15 protein-coding genes and 1 tRNA gene are annotated in these 19,306 nt (G+C 68.1%); 9 read left to right on the forward strand and 7 right to left on the reverse strand.

Annotation, left to right across the window (positions count from 1 at the left end; genetic code table 11):
• Positions 1-4 precede the first annotated feature (4 nt).
• Positions 5-1,828 carry an alpha/beta hydrolase gene (locus tag ACTWOL_RS18505; RefSeq protein WP_474297836.1) on the forward strand — a complete coding sequence of 608 codons (1,824 nt, stop codon included), beginning with the start codon at positions 5-7 and terminating at the stop codon, positions 1,826-1,828.
• Positions 1,829-1,909: 81 nt separating this feature from the next.
• Entirely contained in the window at positions 1,910-2,371 is a 462-nt protein-coding gene (locus ACTWOL_RS18510) for a hypothetical protein (protein ID WP_474297837.1), read from the forward strand.
• Between the two features lie 134 nt (positions 2,372-2,505).
• On the opposite strand, the gene ACTWOL_RS18515 is transcribed toward ACTWOL_RS18510, so the two are convergent.
• The 3 genes from ACTWOL_RS18515 to ACTWOL_RS18525 all read right to left on the reverse strand — a co-directional run bounded on the left by ACTWOL_RS18515 (position 2,506) and on the right by ACTWOL_RS18525 (position 6,678).
• Positions 2,506-4,128: a glycosyltransferase family 4 protein gene (locus ACTWOL_RS18515; protein WP_474297838.1), complete on the reverse strand. Its 1,623-nt coding sequence runs from the start codon at positions 4,126-4,128 to the stop codon at positions 2,506-2,508.
• 1,349 nt (positions 4,129-5,477) lie between these two features.
• Positions 5,478-6,221, reverse strand: coding sequence for a hypothetical protein (locus tag ACTWOL_RS18520; RefSeq protein ID WP_474297839.1), 744 nt, complete (start codon positions 6,219-6,221; stop codon positions 5,478-5,480).
• 160 nt (positions 6,222-6,381) lie between these two features.
• Positions 6,382-6,678, reverse strand: a complete 297-nt coding sequence (locus ACTWOL_RS18525; RefSeq protein ID WP_474297840.1) for a hypothetical protein — start codon at positions 6,676-6,678, stop codon at positions 6,382-6,384.
• On the opposite strand from ACTWOL_RS18525, the gene ACTWOL_RS18530 reads away from it, so the two are divergent.
• The gene (locus ACTWOL_RS18530) at positions 6,649-6,915 is read left to right on the forward strand and encodes a hypothetical protein (RefSeq protein ID WP_474297841.1); all 267 of its coding nucleotides are present in this window, start codon (positions 6,649-6,651) and stop codon (positions 6,913-6,915) included. The genes ACTWOL_RS18525 and ACTWOL_RS18530 overlap by 30 nt on opposite strands.
• A 222-nt stretch (positions 6,916-7,137) precedes the next feature.
• Entirely contained in the window at positions 7,138-8,697 is a 1,560-nt protein-coding gene (locus ACTWOL_RS18535) for an alkaline phosphatase family protein (protein ID WP_474297842.1), read from the forward strand.
• A 363-nt stretch (positions 8,698-9,060) separates the two neighbouring features.
• Here ACTWOL_RS18535 and ACTWOL_RS18540 read toward each other — a convergent pair.
• Positions 9,061-9,150 (reverse strand) — tRNA-Ser (locus tag ACTWOL_RS18540).
• Between the two features lie 182 nt (positions 9,151-9,332).
• Entirely contained in the window at positions 9,333-9,524 is a 192-nt protein-coding gene (locus tag ACTWOL_RS18545) for a hypothetical protein (RefSeq protein ID WP_030931808.1), read from the reverse strand.
• A gap of 170 nt (positions 9,525-9,694) precedes the next feature.
• On the opposite strand from ACTWOL_RS18545, the gene ACTWOL_RS18550 reads away from it, so the two are divergent.
• Positions 9,695-10,834 carry a glutathione-independent formaldehyde dehydrogenase gene (locus ACTWOL_RS18550; RefSeq protein ID WP_474297843.1) on the forward strand — a complete coding sequence of 380 codons (1,140 nt, stop codon included), beginning with the start codon at positions 9,695-9,697 and terminating at the stop codon, positions 10,832-10,834.
• Positions 10,835-11,025: 191 nt separating this feature from the next.
• Here ACTWOL_RS18550 and ACTWOL_RS18555 read toward each other — a convergent pair whose 3' ends face one another.
• Entirely contained in the window at positions 11,026-12,453 is a 1,428-nt protein-coding gene (locus ACTWOL_RS18555; RefSeq protein ID WP_474297844.1) for a S1C family serine protease, read from the reverse strand.
• A gap of 159 nt (positions 12,454-12,612) precedes the next feature.
• Between ACTWOL_RS18555 and ACTWOL_RS18560 the strand changes: the two genes are divergently transcribed.
• From ACTWOL_RS18560 to ACTWOL_RS18570, 3 genes are all read left to right on the forward strand, one after another.
• Positions 12,613-13,410 (forward strand): glycerophosphodiester phosphodiesterase, encoded by a 798-nt coding sequence (locus ACTWOL_RS18560; RefSeq protein WP_474297845.1) that lies wholly within the window; start codon positions 12,613-12,615, stop codon positions 13,408-13,410.
• 173 nt (positions 13,411-13,583) lie between these two features.
• Positions 13,584-14,135 carry an ATP-binding protein gene (locus ACTWOL_RS18565; RefSeq protein WP_474297847.1) on the forward strand — a complete coding sequence of 184 codons (552 nt, stop codon included), beginning with the start codon at positions 13,584-13,586 and terminating at the stop codon, positions 14,133-14,135.
• Between the two features lie 194 nt (positions 14,136-14,329).
• Positions 14,330-15,298, forward strand: a complete 969-nt coding sequence (locus ACTWOL_RS18570; RefSeq protein WP_474297849.1) for a DUF5926 family protein — start codon at positions 14,330-14,332, stop codon at positions 15,296-15,298.
• 953 nt (positions 15,299-16,251) lie between these two features.
• Here the strand turns inward: ACTWOL_RS18570 and ACTWOL_RS18575 are convergent.
• Positions 16,252-16,971, reverse strand: coding sequence for a bifunctional DNA primase/polymerase (locus ACTWOL_RS18575; protein WP_474297851.1), 720 nt, complete (start codon positions 16,969-16,971; stop codon positions 16,252-16,254).
• Positions 16,972-17,697: 726 nt separating this feature from the next.
• Here ACTWOL_RS18575 and ACTWOL_RS18580 point away from each other — a divergent pair.
• A complete protein-coding gene (locus ACTWOL_RS18580; protein ID WP_474297853.1) occupies positions 17,698-19,122 on the forward strand; it encodes a PP2C family protein-serine/threonine phosphatase in 1,425 nt (474 codons plus the stop codon).
• The last annotated feature ends 184 nt before the right edge of the window (positions 19,123-19,306 follow it).

Here is a 19,306-nt window from a genome sequence, read left to right on the forward strand (position 1 = left end):
CGGGATGGACTACGCCACCCTCAAGGCCCTCAAACCCTCCGAGTTCGAGGATGCCGCCGACGGGTACCGCTCCATGGGCAGCATGGCCCAGGCGGCCAAGAGCCACATCGAGAACAGCGTCGCCGCGGGAATGCGCAAGACGCTGGAGGGCGAGGCTGCGGACGCGTCGCAGAAGCAACTCCATGCCCTGGCCATGAACTTCCACTACACCCAGACCGAATGCGGCGTGATCAGCACGGCCCTGAACGGGCTCGCCTACGATCTGGCGGCCGCCAAGCGTAAGCTGGACGCGGCGGTCGAGGACGCCCAGGCGGACGGCTGCACGGTGAACGCGAACGGCTCGGTCTCGTATCCGGCGGGTAAGAAGCCCGGCGACGACAAGGACACCGCCGGCGGCACGGTGGCCGGCAGTGCCGGAGGCACCCCGACCTCCGACGCGCTGGACCGCCAGGCGGCGAACATCCACCCGAACCCGCACTACGGCAAGGCGATCGAGTACGCGGACCGGATCGCCGACGCGTTGAAGGAAGCCACCGACGCGGACGCGAAGTGGGCGCCGAAGATACGGGCACTCAAGGCCGATGACGATCTGACCGTGTCCGCCCGGGACTGGAAGGACGTCGCGTCGGACACGGGAGGCGTGCGCACGGCGGCCGACGCCTACCTCGACACGATCAAGCCACCGCCGAAGAACGACTCGCCCCAGGACAACGCCAACTGGTGGAACGGCCTCTCCCAGGAGCAGCGCGACGCCTACGTCTCCATGCACCCCGCGAGCATCGGAGGGCTCGACGGTCTTCCCTCCGCCGTACGAGACGACGCGAACCGGATGGTGCTCGCCGAGGCCCGAGGTACCGCCCAGGTCGAATACGAGACGTGGCTCAAGAAGCATCCGGAGCCCACGCGGTACACGGACTACATCAACCCCATGACCGGCACCATCATGAAGGGGGTCAAGGTCGACAGCGTGGCGTGGACGGAATGGGAAGAAGCACGGAAGAGCGCCCACAAGTCCATCGACGGCATGGACGCGATCCAGAACCGCTTCGACCAGACCGGCAAGGAAGGACTACCCGAGGCGTATCTGCTGGGCTTCAGCACCGAGGGCGACGGCCGCGCCATCCTCGCCAACGGAAACCCGGACACCGCGGATCACCAGTCGGTCTACGTGCCGGGTACGACAGCGGAGCTCGGATCGATCCAAGGCGACATCAACCGCTCGGTCAATGTGTGGAGATCGGCCGACGGCAAGGCCGGTGGTGAGTCCGTCTCCACCATCACCTGGCTCGGATACGACGCGCCTGATTCCGTACCCAAGGACGCCCCGTTCGAGCACTACGCGTACGACGGCGCACCGGCGCTCAACCGGTTCTTGGACGGTCTGGAAACGTCACACACCGGCGATACGGCACCGCACCGTACCGTGATCGGCCATTCGTACGGGACGACCCTGGTCGGCGCGGCGGCCCAGACAGGGGACCTCAACGCCGATGACGTCATCTTCGCGGGCAGCCCCGGCGTCAAGGTGTCGGGGGCCGATGAGATGGATGTCCCCAAGGGCCATGTGTGGAACGAGGAAGCCAAGGGGGACGTGGTCCCGGATCTCGGCCGCTATGGACACGGCGGGGACAGCTTCAGAATTCCCAGCGATGAGAAATTCGGCGCCAACCAGATGACCACGGATACCGAAGGCCACAGCGGCTACTGGGATGAGGGGTCGACAAGTCTGCTGAATCAGGCCCTGGTGGTAGTGGGGAAGGGCGATGAAGCGGACTTGAAACCGCCACCCAACCCATTGACGAGTGAAGAAGTATTGCGTTCGAAGTAGGAGAGCTCAGACGTGATGACCAGAACGCGTGCCTCCGTGCTCGCCGTACCCCTTGTACTCACTATCCTGACCGGATGTGGCATGACTGACGACAAGAGCGATGGCGTCCCGTTCGCGGGCACGAGCACTTCGGGACACGCCGCCGACACGATGAAAAATGTCTCCAGCGGTATCTACGACCTGATCGGCGTGAAGGGAAAGGCGTCAGACAGCCTTCCGGGAGTGATGGACTGCTCAGGCAAGGACACAAAAACATACTTCCGTATCTTCCATCCGTGGAGCTTCACCCCCGCCTCGGCGAGCGAACTCGACGAAGCGATGGAGCGGCTCAAGACAGAACTGCCCAAGCACGGGTGGGAGATCGTCGGATACGGACCGAATAACAGCAAGAACAGAAGCATCACCCTGACCGCCGACAACGACGAGAAGAAGGTCAGCGTCAAAGTCATCAAAATGGCCAAGGACGACCCGCCGAGGCTGAGCCTGGACCTGGTGTCCGGTTGCTACAAGGTCCCGGACGGCAAAGAGGTCGAACGCTTCTGAGGATCGGACAGCCCCTAGTGCCGTGGCCGGATGGGTTTGCAACGAAGCGAGGTGCCGTGCAGGGCACCTCGAGCCGGTGAACCTATCCGGTCACAGCACTGGTCATGGGCGCGTGGCCCTGGCACTCATTTGAGTCAGGGGCGTGCCCGATCATCGGCCCCGGGCGGTTGGCCAAGGGCTGTCCCGTCATCCCCGGTGCCGAGGAGGCGGGCGTAGAGCTTGTCCAGTTGCTGGGCCTGTGTCTCCCACGTCCACGCGTCAAGCAGTCCTGGCTTGTCATAGGCGGTCCGGTAGCGCTCGGGGTCGGCCAGAACCGCGTTGACTGCACGCGCGAAGTCCTTGGTGTCCTCGGCGGTGAAGACCTCGCCTTGGCCAGTGGCGCGGACCATCTCGGACATGGCCTTCACGTCGCTGACCACCAGCGGCAGCCGCGCGTGCGAGTACTCGAAGAACTTGGTGATCAACGCGATCTCGTGGTTGGGCCAGTGGTGGATCGGGATGCAGCCCACGTCCGCTGCCGACAGGAAGCGGACTACTTGCCAGTGCGGCACGTAAGGCACGGCGTGCAGCCGGTCGGCCACCCCGAGCTCCTCTGCGCGTGTCATCAGGGACCGGATATATCCGGCTTCCGGGTCCGGCACCACGAAAGCCACATGAACGCCCTCCAGCATCGGGAGAGCCTCCACCATGTCCGCCAGGCCCCGCTGCGGAGCCGGGGCGCCGCTGTAGACGATCAGTGGCACATCGAGGCCGATGCCGCACATCCCGCGCAGATCCGGCACCTCCTCGGCCTCCTCGCGCACTCGAGCCACCTCGACCAGCCTGTCCGGGGCGTTGAGGACCACGGTCGGCCGTTCCCGCAGGCCGTGGCGCTCGCGCAGCAGGTCGCCGAGTTCCTCGGAGACGGTGACGACCGCGTCGGCATACGCGGCGTACTCGCGCTCGTGCGCCGTGTTTCCCGGCATCCAGTGTCCGTTGTCCTGCCAGGGGCGCACACCGGGAAGGAACTCGTGGGCGTCCCACACCAGCTTCACCGGGCGGCCCGCGGCACGAGCCCGCACGGCGGCACGAGCCCCGACGCCGAGCATCGGAAAGTCGTTGGCGTGGATCAGATCCGGCTCGAGCGCGTCGATCACCTTGCCGAACGTGAACTCGTACTCCCACAGGCGTGGTTCAAGCCGACGCCAGGCGCGCTTGCCCTTGAGCGTCTGCCAAGAGGCCGTGAAAGCGCGATCCACCAGCCCCCTGAGCCGGCGTCCGGCCTCCTGCGCCTCCCTCGTGTGACGGTGCCGCAGCAGGACCCAGCGCAGCAGGAACTTCGAGGCAGGGCCGGCCAAGGCCAGCCGGATCCGCTCGACCCCGCGGAAGAGTGGTGAACCGACTGCGGCGGGTACGACATGCAGCGCCGCCCGGCGGGCTGCAACATCCGCACGCCACGCCTTCGCCCACTGACGGCGGTAGGCGGCCAACGGACCGGGAGGATAGGCGAGCGGGCGGCGCAGAAAAGAGCGGTGCCGCTCTGCGTGACGCTTGGCCAGAGACGATTTCATGCGCAGCAGCCGCACCTCCGCGCCGCCGATCTTCCAGGTGCGCTCCTCACCGGTGCGGGAGACGCCGAGCAGCACCACGTCCCAGCCCGCAGCGGCAGCGGACTCTGCCGTCTTCTGCACCCGCGAATCACCGTCGACACCGTTGTGCACCAGCATGACGACACGCTTCTTGACGGTGCGAGACGTGGAAATGCTCGGCGTTTCCATGACAACCTTTCCGGACCAGCCAGGTGACGCGAGCCCGAGGAGCCCGCAATTCGTGATAATTTCGGTTGAATTTGCAACCAATGAAACTTCCGGTCGATCGGCTCACATCGTCACCATCGCCAACGGGAGCCGCATCGAGCACGGAAGTAACGGGGCGGGAGGCTTCACCCAGCGCCGGAAATCCCCAGAATCATGGCTAACGATCATCAGCTCCAGCAGGGCCATCTTCGCCGCGGGATTTCTTACGAGGGGAGAGCCGGGGACCGAATACAGAGTCGAGGCGAAACGGGAGAATGCGCCTCCGAACCTCACCCAACCTCGGCGATGTTGTCGAGTGTGTTTGTTCTGAGTGCCTGCAGAATCCACGAGCGGTCTCCAGAACTCCCTCCAGCAGGAACTCCCCTGGCTCCTCGCAAGCGCAAGAAGCGACGTCGGCTCCTTTTCCTGCGGCAGCGGCGAGAACCTGACCGATCTCACGCATCAGGTGGTCCTTGAGGAGTTGGTGGCGGCCTCCCGGAAGATCCCGTTCAACAAGGACCTCCAGCAGCCGGGCCCACTCCTCACGTTCGACCGGGGCAGGCCGAGACGGCTTGGGGCTCATCGGGTTTCCTCCTGGGTGGGCCGGACCGCAGGAAAGCGGCCACCTTCTATCTGTCCGCAGCCGGAATCCGAGTTCCCAGTTCCGGTCTCTCGGGGCCAAGAACCCTCCGCGGTCGGGCCCGCGCCGCACACCATCACCGAGCCCGCGCCTGCCGGGGGTGGGGAGTGCCACCACCGAACGCCCGCCTCCCTGGAGCGCGGCATCTGCAGGGCAGAGCAGCGCATCGCCGACGCTCGCAGCGCGGTCCACACGACCAAGAACGGCCACCCCGTGGCACGTCCGATCCCCTCGCAGGGCACCTCGGGCAGTCACCGGCAGGACCTGGGCTGTTCCCCACGGCCGCTCGGGCCTGGTCCTGGGCCGCTGTGACGAGTGCGAGGGCGTCCCCGGGGTTGTCCCGGTAGGTGGCCTGGAGGCTCATGCAGGCGAGTGCCATGAACTGGCGGTCCTCGATCGACTTGGCCAGGCCAGGGGATTCAGTGAAGTAGGCGCGTGCCTGGTTGTACTGGCGGGCGTCAAAGCAGGTCCACCCGGTGAGCCGGGCCAACTCGGCCGCGATGCCGGAGGACGGCTCAAGCCCACGTGATCTGTCACGTGCAGGAGCTCGCTGGGGCGCCGGTGGGGCAGACAGTGCCGGTGCGCCGGTTCTCCTGGCGTCCTGGGCGGCGGCATCGCCCAGGGCTGCATTATCTGTGTGCCAAACCCGGCAGCAGCACCAGGAAGGCCGGCGTGTGCTCGGCCTTTACTCTCACTTGGGGAGATGTCGTGTAGCCGTCTGCCCGCAGTCCCTCGACCCCGATTCCTTCAATGCCTGGTGGGTGGATGTACGGAGTGTGAATCGCTCCATTGAGACTCTCAAGATCTGGCCGTCGACTGTGCAATAAAGAACGAAGGAGCGGCCGTTTTTGCCTAGGAATGTCAGCCCTTGCGTTGGGATGGTAACGGGACTGGACGCAATAGATACAATTTCTGCGACTGGCTGTGCTCGAACGTCGAAGAATAAAAGCCCTAGTCGCAGGCCTGTGACGGGTTGACCTGCCGCGCCACGCTTGCCGGCCGCCTCCATGAAGTGCTCGCCGATAAGCCCGGCACAGATCAAGATTACGAAGATCGAAGCCAGCGCGGTGAGGTAAGCAGGAACTGGCAGCTGGTCGATCTTGCAGTCCCTCCCGTGCTTTCTCTTGAGGATCCGTTTCCAGATCCAAAGGACCCCAGAAATGCCGACGGTCAGCGCGACGGCAACGGTAATAATAAAGCCCCATGAACGCGTCAAGGTGTCCGAATATGACAGCTCGACATCCGTAGAGGTGATGCCGAATTCTGTATAGAACTCGTCATACATCGCTGCAAGGAGGCCAAAGAAACACAGTCCGGCGATTGCGCCGACGGCAGACCAGTGACGCAGGGCCACCCATGCGTCCAGGGAGCTGTCCGACGAATGGCGTCCCTGTTCAGGCCCACCACCCTGTGCGGAATCATGGCTGTCTGTCATGTTTGCGGTGCTACCCGCAGTCGGCCTCACCCTCGCGTATCGGTCTGCCCAGTCACCCGCGTGGCTGAGCAGCCAGGCTTTGGCTTGGCAGGCCTGATTCCGGCCCCGGACAAGGACGACGAGGTCGACTTCCGGTACGTCCCCATCGAGGACGGCGAGCTTACCGCCGAGCCGGTCTTCGGCGGTCTGGTCTCACTGCGCTCCGTGCCGTGGAGGGGGCGTGCTGGAAGAGGTAGGCGGTGGCGGCGTGGGTGTAGGCGATGCCGCGACCTGTGGTGTGGAGCTGTTCGCGGGTGGGGTGGGGCGGTGTCTTGGGCTGGAGGTAGCGGTCCAGGTTGTCGGTGGTGAGCCGGTAGCGGCCTGCGCGGTGGTGGATGGCGGCGGCGAGTCGGTAGGCGGGGTCGAGGTGGGCGAGGCCGGCGTCGGCGTGGCTGTTGTTGGCCAGGAGCTCTACCACCGGCTCTTCCACGAGCTCGGCACCGCAGGCGAGGAACCCATGGACCAAGCCCGCGGCCTGCTGGTCACCATCCTGACCGAGGGACACAGGGCCGGTGAGTTCGACGTCACCGACGCCGAACTGACCGCCGACTTCCTCACCCACGCCTACGCCGGCCCCTGCCATCACGCACCCGACACCGACGTCACCACCGCCGTCCAGACCCTCTTCCGCCGCGTCGTCGCCGCCCGCCCCTGAACAGCCAAGGCCACAACCTGGAGGAGCTGAGGCCTGGACGCTTGGTTGGGGAGAGGGCTCGGGCTCGTAAACGACGGTGGTGGCAGGGGCAGTTGGGGCGCGTTCGGGCTGGTCATGGGCCTGGATGTCCGGGCCGGTCAGAGCCGTTTTGACAGCCGTATGCGGCCGGCGAAGAGTGGAATTGACCTCGGGGGCGGGGTGCACCCGGATCGGAGGCCACCGATGCCCGCTACCGACCGTAGCCACGCCCTGGACCATGTGGTCGTGGTGATGTTCGAGAACCGGTCCTTCGACAACCTGCTCGGCCATCTGTACGAGCCGGGCGAGGTCGCCGCCTTCGAGGGTGTCCTCGGCAAAGAACTGTCGAACCCGATCCCGGACTGGGCCGAGGACCACTCGGGCCGGCAGATCGTGCCGTACGGGATTGCCGCGACGATGGACACGCCGAACCCGGATCCGGGCGAGGAGTACCAGCACGTCAACACCCAGCTCTTCGGCATGATCGACCCCGAAAGCAACCGGGGGGTGCTGGCCGAGCACATGGCTGCCCCGTTCAACGCGCCGCCGCCCGGGCGAGTGCCGACGATGGACGGGTTCGTCACCGACTACATCAGCGCCTTCGCGGCGGAAATGGGCCGCCAGCCAAAGCACCACGAATACGCGCAGATCATGACCGGTTACACCCCGGAGCAGCTCCCTGTGGTGTCCACGCTGGCACGGGGTTTCGGCACGTTCGACCACTGGTTCGCCGAGGTGCCCTCGCAGACGTTCACCAACCGCTCGTTCTTCCACGCCGCGAGTGCCTCGGGCTTCGTCGTCAACGCCCCGTATCCCACCTTCCCTCTACGGAACACCGCCGAGACGGTCTTCGAGCGACTGGAGGCCAGTGGTCTGACCTGGCGGGTCTACGTCGACGCGCCGAGCCCGCTTCCGTTCACCGGGCTGATCCACGGGCCGCGGCTGCGCGAACGGTTCGCCACACACTTCGTCTCCACGGACCGCTTCCTGGAAGATGCCGCCGCCGGCAGGCTGCCCACCTACGCGTTCATCGAGCCCAATCTGTGGCACGGCCACAACGACATGCACCCGCCGGAATCCGCCCTGCTCCAGGGGATCCCCTTCGACGCGCCGTCGTCCCTGCTGGGCGGCGAGGCATTGCTGGCCAAGATCTACAACGCCGTCCGCTCCTCGACCTCCTCCGACGGGTCGAACGCCTTCAACACCCTGCTGATGGTGGTCTTCGACGAGCACGGCGGCACCTACGACCACGTACCCCCGCCCGTCGCCGTCCCCCCGCACCCCAGCGCGCCGCCCGGGCAGATGGGCTTCACCTTCGACCGGCTCGGAGTCCGCCTGCCCGCCATCGCAATCTCCGCCTGGGTGCCCGCCCGGACCGTCGTCAACGGTGTCCACCACCACACATCGGTTATCCGCACACTCCGCGAACGCTGGAACCTCGGCCCGCCCCTCACGGCCCGGGACGCCGACGCCCCCGACCTCGCAGCCGTCCTGAGCCTCGACCGGCCACGCGACCCACAGGACTGGCCCGACGTCACCGCACAGCCGGTCCCCGAGTTCGACCAGACCTTGGTCCCGCCCGAGGCGCCGCTCACCCCACTGGCCACCGCCCTGTTCCACGGCTACCTCGCCCTCATCGAGGAGCTGGGCGCCGCCGTGCCCGCGATCGATGAAGAGACGCCGCTGAAGGGCCAACAGGCAATGGCCATCGTCCACGAGAGCGGACACAGCCTCTTCCCCGGCCTGCGCTCATCACCAGGCTGACGCGCCCCCGCTACCGAACGCTGACCTCAACGCCGGCGAGCGGGAAGACCGCCGTGGCCCAGGAGCAGCTCAGCGGTAACGGCTGCCCCATTGGCCTGACGCCTCCGGGGACCTGCCGTTCCGCCCCGGGGGCAATGCACGAGGATGGAGCTTTCGCCTTGTCGGGCGTCTGGCCCACATATGGCCCACAGCGGTGGCCGTGACCTGCGGTTTCTCATCCTCCATGTGCCGGAGCTTGATCGACGCCTGGTCCACACGCACTGGTCAACGACGTGACAGAGGCGAATCAAGGTGAGACAGGACCCACGAGAAAGGGGCGCCCCGGAATCGGAGCACCCCTTGTGACCAGCACCTACGCTGACCTGGCGGTGGGTGTGGGATTTGAACCCACGGTGACATCGCTGCCACGACGGTTTTCAAGACCGTTCCCTTAGGCCGCTCGGGCAACCCACCCAAGCCCCGCCTCACCTGCTGCGGAGCGGGCTACAGCCTACCGGCCGCTCGCTCTCCGTGGGCAAACACGTCCCACAGGGAGCCCATACGGTTCGGCAGGACGGGAGGGGTACTGCGTACGGTCACCGCACGCCGACTCGCCGTTGCCGCACCCCGCACGCGCGGTACGGCAGCCCGGGGTGTCAGCGGTCGGCGATGTCCTCGCGGAGGCCGTCGGAGAACTCCCACCACGACAGGGGCAGCCAGTCGCCGTTGACGAAGGCGTCGACCGTGGCGCCGCGGCCCCGGACCGTCACCGTCGTGCCGGGAGGGTAGGTGGTGCCGGACAAGCCGGGTACGGGGACGAGCAGGGTCCCGAGCCTCTGTGCTGCCATTTCTCGCCCCTCACTTTCCGTGTCGGCGGTACACACCAGGACTGTTGATATTCATCCCGAGATTACCGGGTTGTCCGTTGCTGGTAGCCGGAGAATCATGAGAGATGGGTCACGCACAGTGCGGGCGGGGGTGGCAATCACTGGCGCATCGCCGAGCGGAGGTGGCAGGCATGAAGGCCGTCGTCTACAAGGGACCGTTCACCGTCGCGGTCGAGGACGTCGAGAAACCGAAGATCCAGCACCCGAACGACGTGATCGTACGCGTCACATCGACCGCGATATGCGGCTCCGACCTGCACATGTACGAGGGCCGCACAGCCGCCGAGCCCGGCATCGTCTTCGGGCACGAGAACATGGGAATCATCGAGGAACTCGGCCAGGGCGTCACCGCTCTCAAGAAGGGCGACCGCGTGGTCATGCCCTTCAATGTCGCATGCGGGTTCTGCACCAATTGCGTCGAGGGATTCACGGGATTCTGTCAGACCGTCAACCCCGGCTTCGCGGGCGGCGCTTACGGCTATGTCGCCATGGGACCGTGGATGGGCGGCCAGGCGGAGTATCTGCGGGTGCCTTACGCCGACTTCAACTGCCTCAAGTTGCCTGCGGGGAACGAGCACGAGACGGACTTCATGCTGCTCGCCGACATCTTCCCCACCGGCTACCACGGGTGCGAACTCGCCCAGGTACGCCCCGGCGAGAGCGTCGCGGTGTACGGAGGCGGCCCGGTCGGGCTGATGGCCGCCTACTCCGCTCTGCTGCGCGGGGCGAAGAAGGTGTTCGTGGTGGACCGTGTACCCGAGCGGCTGCAGAAGGCCGAGGAGATCGGCGCGGTGCCGATCAACTTCGCCGAGGGCGACCCGGTCGAGCAGATCAAGGAGCAGACGGAGGGCGTCGGCACGGACAAGGGCGTGGACGCCGTCGGGTACCAGGCGATGGCCCACGGCAAGGACCGCGAGGAACCGGCGACCGTGCTCAACTCGCTCGTCGGGACGGTACGGCCCACCGGCGCGCTGGGCATACCCGGTCTGTACGTACCGTCCGACCCCGGTGGCCCCGACGAGCAGGCCAAGCACGGAATGCTCCTGGTCTCGATCGGCAAGCTCTTCGAGAAGGGCCTGCGGCTGGGCACGGGGCAGTGCAACGTCAAGCGCTACAACCGGCATCTGCGGGACATGATCATCGAGGGCAGGGCGAAGCCCAGCTTCGTCGTCTCCCATGAACTGCCCCTGGACCAGGCCCCGTCGGCGTACGACAAGTTCGACAAGCGGATCGAGGGTTACACCAAGGTCGTGCTGCACCCGAACACCTGACAGCGACGCGGGACGTACCTGGGACGAGCCCTGGTCGGGCAGCAGGACGGGCCGGGGTCACGGCGAAGGGGCTGCCGTACCGTTCGGCAGCCCTTTCTTCATGCCTGAGCCCCTTATGACTGAGCCCTTCTTCATGCCTGCTTTCCCGAAGGCGACCACCGCCGCACCAGGCGACGACGGTCGCCGGGGCGTCAGCCGTCGCCCTTGCGCTCGCCCAGCGTGAGGTTGACCGTGGACTGCTTGCCGTCGCGCTCGTAGGTGACGGTCACCTTGTCGCCCGGCTTGTGGTTCCAGATCTCGCTGATCAGTGTCGGACCGCTGTCGATCGGCTTGCCGTTGAACTTGGTGATCACATCGCCCGCCTTCAGGCCGGCCTCGGCGGCCGGGCCACCGGGAGAGATCGCGGGAGTGCCGCCGGTGCCCTCGGACGCGATCACGGCACCGCTCTTGTCGTTCATGTTCACCGTGGCGCCGATCAGCGGGTAGACCGGCTGACCGGTCTTGATCAGCTGCTCGGCCACGTTCTTGGCCTGGTTGATCGGAATGGCGAACCCGAGACCGATGGAGCCCGCCTGGGACTGGCCGAGGCCGTTGCCACCCGCGGACTGGATCGCGGAGTTGATGCCGATCACCGCACCGCTGGCGTCGAGCAGCGGGCCGCCGGAGTTGCCGGGGTTGATCGAGGCGTCGGTCTGCAGGGCGCTCATGTACGAGTTCTTGCCGCTGGAGCCGTCGCCCGAGGCGACCGGGCGGTTCTTCGCGCTGATGATGCCGGTGGTGACGGTGTTGGAGAGGCCGAACGGCGCACCGATCGCGATGGTGGAGTCACCGACGGCAACCCGTTCCGAGTTGCCGAGCGGCAGCGGGGTCAGCCCGGAAGGCGCGTTCTTGAGCTTCAGCACGGCGACGTCGTAGCCCTGGGCGCGGCCGATGACCTCGGCGTCGTACTTCCGTCCGTCCGAGAAGATCACCGAGAGCGCACCCCCGTCGGCCGCGGACGCCACCACGTGGTTGTTGGTGAGGATGTGGCCTTCCTTGTCGTATACGAAGCCGGTGCCCGTGCCGCCCTCGCCCTGGTTGCTCTTGGACTTCGCCTCGATGGTGACGACGCTCGGCAGCGCCTTGCGGGCGACGGCCGCGACCGTGCCCGGCTCCCGCTTGAAGTCGGCTGGTGCCTCACCGGCGGCGACGGTCGTCGAGGCCCCGCTGTCGCCCCGCTCGGCCGCCCAGTAGCCGATGCCGCCGCCCACTCCGCCCGCGACGAGCGCGGCTGCGATCACGGCGGCGACCAGGCCTCCGGCGCGGCCCCGCGGCCCGGCGGGGGCGCTTCCCGGTGCGGCGGCGCCCCAGGGCGCGGAGTGCGGCGGGGGCGGCGGCCAGCCGGCCCCGGCTCCATGGACCGCCGGAACCGCAGGGTCCCCGGGGGACGACGCATACGCCGCCGGGGCCGACGGCGGTACCGGTGGCACCCGCTCCGTCGGTGTGTCCGCGGTGCCCGGCCACTGCCCGGCCGCCCGGTCAGGAGCAGCCGCTGCGTCGGGAGCGGCCGACGGCACAGGAGGTACGGACGGGGCGGCCTGACCCGTGGTGCCCTCGTTGCGCTCGTTCTCGGTGCTCACAGCTCTCTCCTCAGATGTCGCTCGATACGCTGCGCCCAGCTTTTCCCACTGCCTGTCAGGCCACTGTAAACAGGACCTGTGCGTATCCGCTCATCCCTTATCCCGGACATTGCGGACAGGGGTGCGGCGTCGGCATTCCCGCGATGACACCATGACGCGGTGACACAACTCCCGATTCAGGTCGTCGCTCACCGAGGCGCATCGGAGGACGTTCCGGAGCACACCCTGGCCGCGTATGTGAAGGCCATAGAGGACGGGGCGGACGCCCTCGAATGCGATGTGCGGCTCACCGCCGACGGCCATCTCGTCTGTGTCCACGACCGGCGCGTCAACCGCACCTCCAACGGGCGCGGAGCCGTCTCCGCCCTGGAGCTCTCCGAGCTGGCCGCGCTCGACTTCGGCTCCTGGAAGGACCGCGAGGAGAGTCCCGACTGGGATGACCGCGAGTTCACCTCCGTACTGACGCTGGAACGCCTCCTGGAGCTGGTCGCCGACACCGGGCGGCCGGTCGAGCTGGCCATCGAGACCAAGCACCCCACCCGCTGGGCCGGTCAGGTGGAGGAACGCCTGCTCCAGCTGCTGAAGCGTTTCGGGCTGGACACTCCGACGGCGCGGGACGCGTCGCCCGTCCGCGTCATGAGCTTCTCGGCGCGTTCCCTGCACCGGATCGAGGCCGCCGCACCGCAGATCCCCACGGTGTATCTGATGCAGTTCCTCCCGTTGCGCTCACGCGAGGCGAGGCTGCCGGCCGGCTCGCGTATCGCAGGACCGGGCATCCGGCTGGTGCGCAACCACCCCTCCTACGTCGAGCGGCTGCACGCCGCGGGCCACCAGGTGCACGTCTGGACGGTAGATGAGCCGGAGGACGTCGACCTGTGCGTCGGTCTCGGCGTCGAGGCGATCATCACCAACCGCCCGAAGCAGGTTCTGGAGCAGTTGGGGCGGGGCCGCCTGTAGAACGCGCAGGGGCCGCCGTATACGCACCGTCCACACCCGCTACAGGGAGTGCACCGGCGCGTTCGGTACGTGTTCGAAAGTAAAGAGTGCGTCACCAGACGCGGATTGGCCGGTTTCCGGTCCAGTCCAATGGGGCATCCACACCCTGGCGTGGGGCAAAGGAGGTCTCGGGGGTGGCGTTGGTGGTGGCACAGGAGGTGCCCACGTCGTCGAGCATGGCCGTACCCCATGGCCCTGCGGGCGTGGGCGAGGCGCGGCACCGGATGCGTGAACAGCTACGACGCAGCGGGGTGCCGGAAGCGGTCGTCGACGATGCCGTTCTGATCCTTTCCGAATTGCTCAGCAATGCCTGTCGGCACGGCAGGCCGCTGGGGCAGTCGGACGTGGGGGACGGTGCCATCCGCGCGACTTGGCGCGTCGACAAAGCGGGCAGACTGACCGTCGAGGTGACGGACGGAGGTGGTCCGACCCGTCCGGTTCCGGCCACGCCTTCGGTCACCGCTCGCGGCGGCCGGGGGCTCAACATCATCAGTGCGCTCGCCCAGGACTGGGGTGTACGGGACGGCTCGGCCGGCGAAGTCACCGTGTGGGTGCTCGTCAACGCGGCGCTGCGGCACGACGATTTCGCTACGCGCGTCGCCGGTGCGGGGGGCCGCTCCGGGTTCGACCTCGTGGACGCGTACGACGAGGCGCTGCCCTTCGGCGACGCGTACGACAGCGCCTGACCGACACGTACGACGGTGCCGGAACGGTCTCGCGCGACGCACGGACATCGGGCACAGGCACGCGGACATCGCACACACGGACCGCGGTGACGCCGACCGACACGTCGCGAGCTGCGTACGGGCCGTAACGGCTAGGCTCGCGCCCGAGACACAGGCATCACACAGAACCGCAGTCCTCGGGAGAAAGCCACACCATGGCCAAGAAGCGCCCCCAGACAAAGGCCGGCAAGCCGCAGATCACCGACGGGGAGATCCCGGTGGTCGGGGCCCGCGAGCCCTGCCCCTGCGGTTCGGGCCGTCGCTACAAGGCCTGCCACGGCCGCGACGCCGCGCACGCGGTGACCGAACTGGTGCAGCGCCCCTTTGAGGGTCTTCCCAGCGAATGCGACTGGGTCGCCCTGCGTGAACTGGTCCCGGCCGCGACGGTCGAGCTGGCCCTGAAGGACGGACTGCCCGACGATGTGCCGTCCGTGACGCTGGCGACCGTCCTGCCGATGGCCTGGCCGGCGCTGCGCCGTGACTCCGGCGCCGTACTACTCGCTCTGCAGAACGACACCTCGTCCGGCGATCTGAGCCGCGACATGGCGCACACCCTGCGCCACGCGCTCACCGCGAAGCCCGGCACGCCGATCGCGGGCGAGCGGGTGCCCGCCGACGGTCCGCGGCTGCAGGACCTGCTCGACCCGGACGCGCCGTTCACACCCGTCGTCCACAGCGGCTTCGAGTTCTGGATCCCGGATGCCGCGGAGAACGCGAGCCCGGAGGTCGCCGCTTCGCTCGAGCGTGCCAACGCCGCCGCGATTCCCACGGTCAAGCTGTCCGGAGTGGACGCGGCCTACTGGTGCGAGACGCCCGAGAAGAACCACCTGCGCTGGGTCATGCCGCACCCGGAGGAGAAGTTGCTCGACGCGCTCGCCCGCCTGCAGGCCGCGGGCACGTCGAGCCTCGGCGAAGGCACCAGGCTGGTCGGCTCGTTCCGGGCGCACGGGCTGATGGTCCCGGTCTGGGACCTGCCGACCGGGATGGGCGCGGAGGAGTGCGAGAAGCCGGCCGCCGAGTTCACCGAGCGGCTCGCTGACGCCCTCGCCTCCGATGCCCCGCTGACGTCGGACGAGCGCCGGGCACGCGGTGGGCTCACCAACCGCCAGGTGACCCTCAGCTGACCGACCATGCGGTCTGTATGCGGACGGTGATATTCCTGCCGTACAACAGGTGATCCCGGTCACAACTGCCCGTACGGGCCTGTAATTCGGTGTCCGAATACCCGAGATCGAATTTGCGAACAGCAGATCTCTTGTTACCGTTCTGGAAGCCCGGTCGCTGGTGCATCCCCCGTCGCCAGCGACCGGGCGCTGCTATTTCCGGATTACGTCCCGCCGCATCGGCGGACGTCAACTCTCCTCGATAGAAGGTGAGTTGGTCGCGGAGCGCGGTGCGGCAACTCTTCTCCGGGATCTACCGGTCTGTGAACTCGTGAACTTCACGAACTCGATCAGCGCCGCATAGGCGTCTCCTCGCACAACGGCGTTCTCACCCGGTGTTTCGCGGTTCCGCCGGCGCATCGCCGCCCCCACGGCACACGACTCTTCAAGGATGTGCGCGCTCGTTCCCGAAGTCCGGCGCGGGCCGTCGGCGGGCTTCATCACGTTGCGGTCGTACGTTCGCTCCCCCGGCCCTCGACGCGACGGACACATCTGGCAGGGCCCCTCATTGCCGGACGGCTCGGGGTCTCACAGCGCGGCCTGCGCGCCGCGGTCGGGCCCGATTTCTTCCGCCGGCACGAACGGGAGTGGCACGGCCGTACGAATTCCAGCCAGAATCGGGGCCACCAGGCCCTCTTGCGATGCCTCGATCCGCACCCGTATCGCCGACCGGGGGTTTGCCTTTCCCGAGCATCCGGAACGGCCGACGGGCCGATCGGGTGTCCAGTCGGGCCGCACACGGGCACGGTCGTACGCTCCGGCAAACGAACGCGGGGCTCCGGCAAACGGCGAAGCCGCTTCGCCGGAACGACGACGCGGCTTCGCGGATGAATGCGCGCTCCGGCGGACGACGACGCGCTCCGGCGGACGACTGCGCGGCGTCGGGCGGGGTCCCGTCCGCCCCTGCCGCGCGTTCAGTAGGTGAGCCGCGTTCCCTCGTCGGCCTCCGGCGGGCTGAACCCGTCGGCGGTTGTGCTCACGCTCGCCTCGACCAGTGCGTCGACGACCGCTTCCACATCCGGCAGCCAGGGGCTCGACGATCCGGGCAGCGGTGCGCGCACCCAGCGGACCTGCCCCGTGCCCGCCTCCGACGGCGGCAGCACCAGATATCCGCCGTCACCGTGGAATCGGAGCGAGCTGGGCACCCTGTCCTTGGCGTGGAGCAGCTCGCCCAGCTGCTCCATCGAGTACGGCGCCACGAGCAGCGACCAGCGCGTCGGCGTCGCCACGACCGGGCCGAGCCGTATGCCCATCCGGTCGAGTGCGGCCAGGGCACGCGCCCCCGCCACCGCGGGCAGGCTCACGGCGCAGGGCGCCCGGCCGCCGGTGGCCAGGACGATCGGGGCCTTGGGACGGTTGGTCCACCACCAGCGCACCATGCGCTCGTCGGTGGTCGCGGCGAGGATTCCGGGCTCGAAGGGGTGCGCGCCGGGGACGACGCACTCGGGGTCGGGGCAGGCGCAGCCGCGTGCGGCGTGGTCACCGCGGCCCGTCGGCCCGAGGCCCACACCGGGGAGCACCGGCCAGTGCCATGCCGTGGCGCAGACCAGCGCCGCGTCGAGCAGGGCAGGCGTGCTCGTCTGCCGGTTGCGTCGGAACCGGAGCCAGCGTCGCCTTCCGGGGATCTCGCGCATGAGCGCTCGTTCCTTTCCGTTGAACGCCGAGGGCTACATCACACCATGTGTGCGTCTGTTCACCGTGCGTACCGCTGTGCGTCTCACTGTGCGACCAAGTCGGCGTGTCACCACCCTGCACCATGGACTTGCCACGGGCATGGGCGCCCTCCTGATCAGCTGCGGCAGGGAGCACCGCGGGGGCCGAACGACATGGGCTGTGTCCATTAAACGCGTGGCGAGGGGTGGCGCGTGCATGGCGCTTTACTGTCCCGTTGAACTGGTCCTGCCACTCGGGATGGAGCGCGGCGGCCTCGGCGGTTAAGACGCCCGGGCTCCCCGCCAGGTTCCAGGGCTGTCCCAACTGCCCCTGACCATCACCGTTTACGTACCCAACAAGCTCGGAATGACGCTCCCCCTGGGACGCCGGACTTCGGCCTCCGCCCCCGGGGGTTCACCCTCTTGAACGCCCTCAGTCGACCGCAAATAGCGGCGATAGGGAGCAATTTTGGGCCAAGTTATCGACCACTCGAACACCCCGTGGGACACCAGCAATTCCGCAAGGACAATGCTGGACATCCCCTGACGAGTACGTGTAGATGTGGAGCATTGATAGAGGCGCGCGCAGATGGGTGAGCACGGCCGCGTCGTCCGCGCCCGCAGCGTGACATGGGGGTTTGCGATGCTATTGGCCGAAACGCACCAGCCGGAAGGCCGGCAGCCATGAGCACCCCTCACCTGCCGAAAGTGGCTGGAATCGATTCAGCTGTTTCCGATACGGCGCACACTGCCGCAGCTCTCGCCACCGGCCCCGTCCCGGCCATCGGCCCCGGCGAACTGATCCAGGACCGGCTCGCCGGCTGGGTGTCCGACCTCACCACGCTCCACGAACTCACCGAGCGCCTCGCCAGAACCGCAACGCTCGACGAGGCACTGCAGGAACTCCTGCGCGCGGGCGCCGCCCTGGTCGGCGCCCGCCGCGGCATGGTCGTCCTCGAACCTCCCGAAGGCCGCGGCCCCGCCACCACCATCGGCCTCGGCCTCGCCCACGCCGACCTCGGCCACATCGAGACCGTCCCGCGCAGCGCGACCTCCTACGGCCGGATCCTCGACGGAGCTCCCACGACGGTCCCCGGGCCGGTCGCCCAGGCCGATCTCTTCCGCGACGAAGGGCTCGACCCCCGGCTGCGGGAGGTCGCCGCACGCCTCGGCTACGCCGCGAGCTACGCCGTGCCGCTCGCGACCAAGGAGGCGGGCAAGCTCGGCGTCGTCGTCTGGTTCTACGACGAGCCCGCGGAACCGGCGGAGCGGCAACGCCATCTCGTGGGCTTGTACGGGCGGTACGCGACCGAGCATCTGGCTCGCCTCCTCGAGCTGGACCGGGCACGTGAGCGGCTGGCCACCATCACCGAAGAGCTGCTGCCGGGCCGGCTGCCGCGGGTGCCCGGAGTCCGGCTGGCCGCCCGGCATCTCGCCGGACCGCGCGGCGGCGGCGAGTGGTACGACGCGCTACCACTGCCCGAAGGCGCCTTGGGGCTCGCGGTCGGTTCGGTCTCCGGATCGGGCCCGAGCGCACTGGCCGCGATGAGCAGGCTCCGCGCCGGCCTGCGGGCCTATGCGGTGCTGGAGGGAGAAGACCCCGTCGCCGTACTGTCCGATCTCGAGCTGCTGCTGCGGCTGACGGAACCGGCCCGTTCCGCGACCGCGCTCTTCGCCTACTGCGAGCCCGCACTGCGCAGGATCGTGCTGGCCGGAGCGGGACACACCCCGCCACTGATCACCGGGCCCCGGCGCACCGAGTTCGTGGAGACCTCGCTGTCGGCACCGCTCGGCATGCTGGCCTGCTGGGAGGCGCCGAGTGTGGAGTTCGCCACGGCGCCCGGAGAAACGGTGCTTCTGTACTCCGACGGACTGCTGCGGCGTACGGGCGACTCCATGGACCGGGCGTTCGCGCGTCTGCACGCGGCGGCGGCGAGTGTCCCGCGGGCGATGCGCGACGACCCTGCCGCGGTCGTCGACCATGTGCTGCGGACGGCACTGCCCGGGGGCCTCGCCTGCGCACGCGACGAGAACGGAGCCGGGGCCGCGCTGCGGGCCGGGGCCTGCGCGGATGCCGGAGACGGTCCCGCCGACGCCGACGACGTGGTGATGCTGGCCGCGCGGTTCGAGTGACGGCCTCCGGCGGTCTCAGACTCCGACGCCCCCTGAAGGGGACCCGTCCGCACGAACGTACGATGGATGAGGGTCCAGTGTCATAGCACCTAGGAGGCCGACCCGTGGCAGACGAGCTGACCCCGGAGACCCCGGACGAGTCGGGCGATGAGCCGATCAAGCAGCGGAAGAACGGGCTGTATCC

It is taken from the genome of Micromonospora sp. IBHARD003, assembly GCF_056106285.1.

Bases quoted from the DNA above. Each gene is read 5' to 3' on its own strand.
- ACTWOL_RS18515 (WP_474297838.1), bottom strand. From the start codon at position 4,128: ATGGAAACGCCGAGCATTTCCACGTCTCGCACCGTCAAGAAGCGTGTC.
- ACTWOL_RS18550 (WP_474297843.1), top strand. From the start codon at position 9,695: ATGAAGGCCGTCGTCTACAAGGGACCGTTCACCGTCGCGGTCGAGGAC.
- ACTWOL_RS18575 (WP_474297851.1), bottom strand. From the start codon at position 16,971: ATGCGCGAGATCCCCGGAAGGCGACGCTGGCTCCGGTTCCGACGCAAC.
- ACTWOL_RS18545 (WP_030931808.1), bottom strand. From the start codon at position 9,524: ATGGCAGCACAGAGGCTCGGGACCCTGCTCGTCCCCGTACCCGGCTTG.
- ACTWOL_RS18535 (WP_474297842.1), top strand. From the start codon at position 7,138: ATGCCCGCTACCGACCGTAGCCACGCCCTGGACCATGTGGTCGTGGTG.
- ACTWOL_RS18570 (WP_474297849.1), top strand. From the start codon at position 14,330: ATGGCCAAGAAGCGCCCCCAGACAAAGGCCGGCAAGCCGCAGATCACC.
- ACTWOL_RS18510 (WP_474297837.1), top strand. From the start codon at position 1,910: ATGACTGACGACAAGAGCGATGGCGTCCCGTTCGCGGGCACGAGCACT.
- ACTWOL_RS18520 (WP_474297839.1), bottom strand. From the start codon at position 6,221: ATGACAGACAGCCATGATTCCGCACAGGGTGGTGGGCCTGAACAGGGA.
- ACTWOL_RS18505 (WP_474297836.1), top strand. From the start codon at position 5: ATGGACTACGCCACCCTCAAGGCCCTCAAACCCTCCGAGTTCGAGGAT.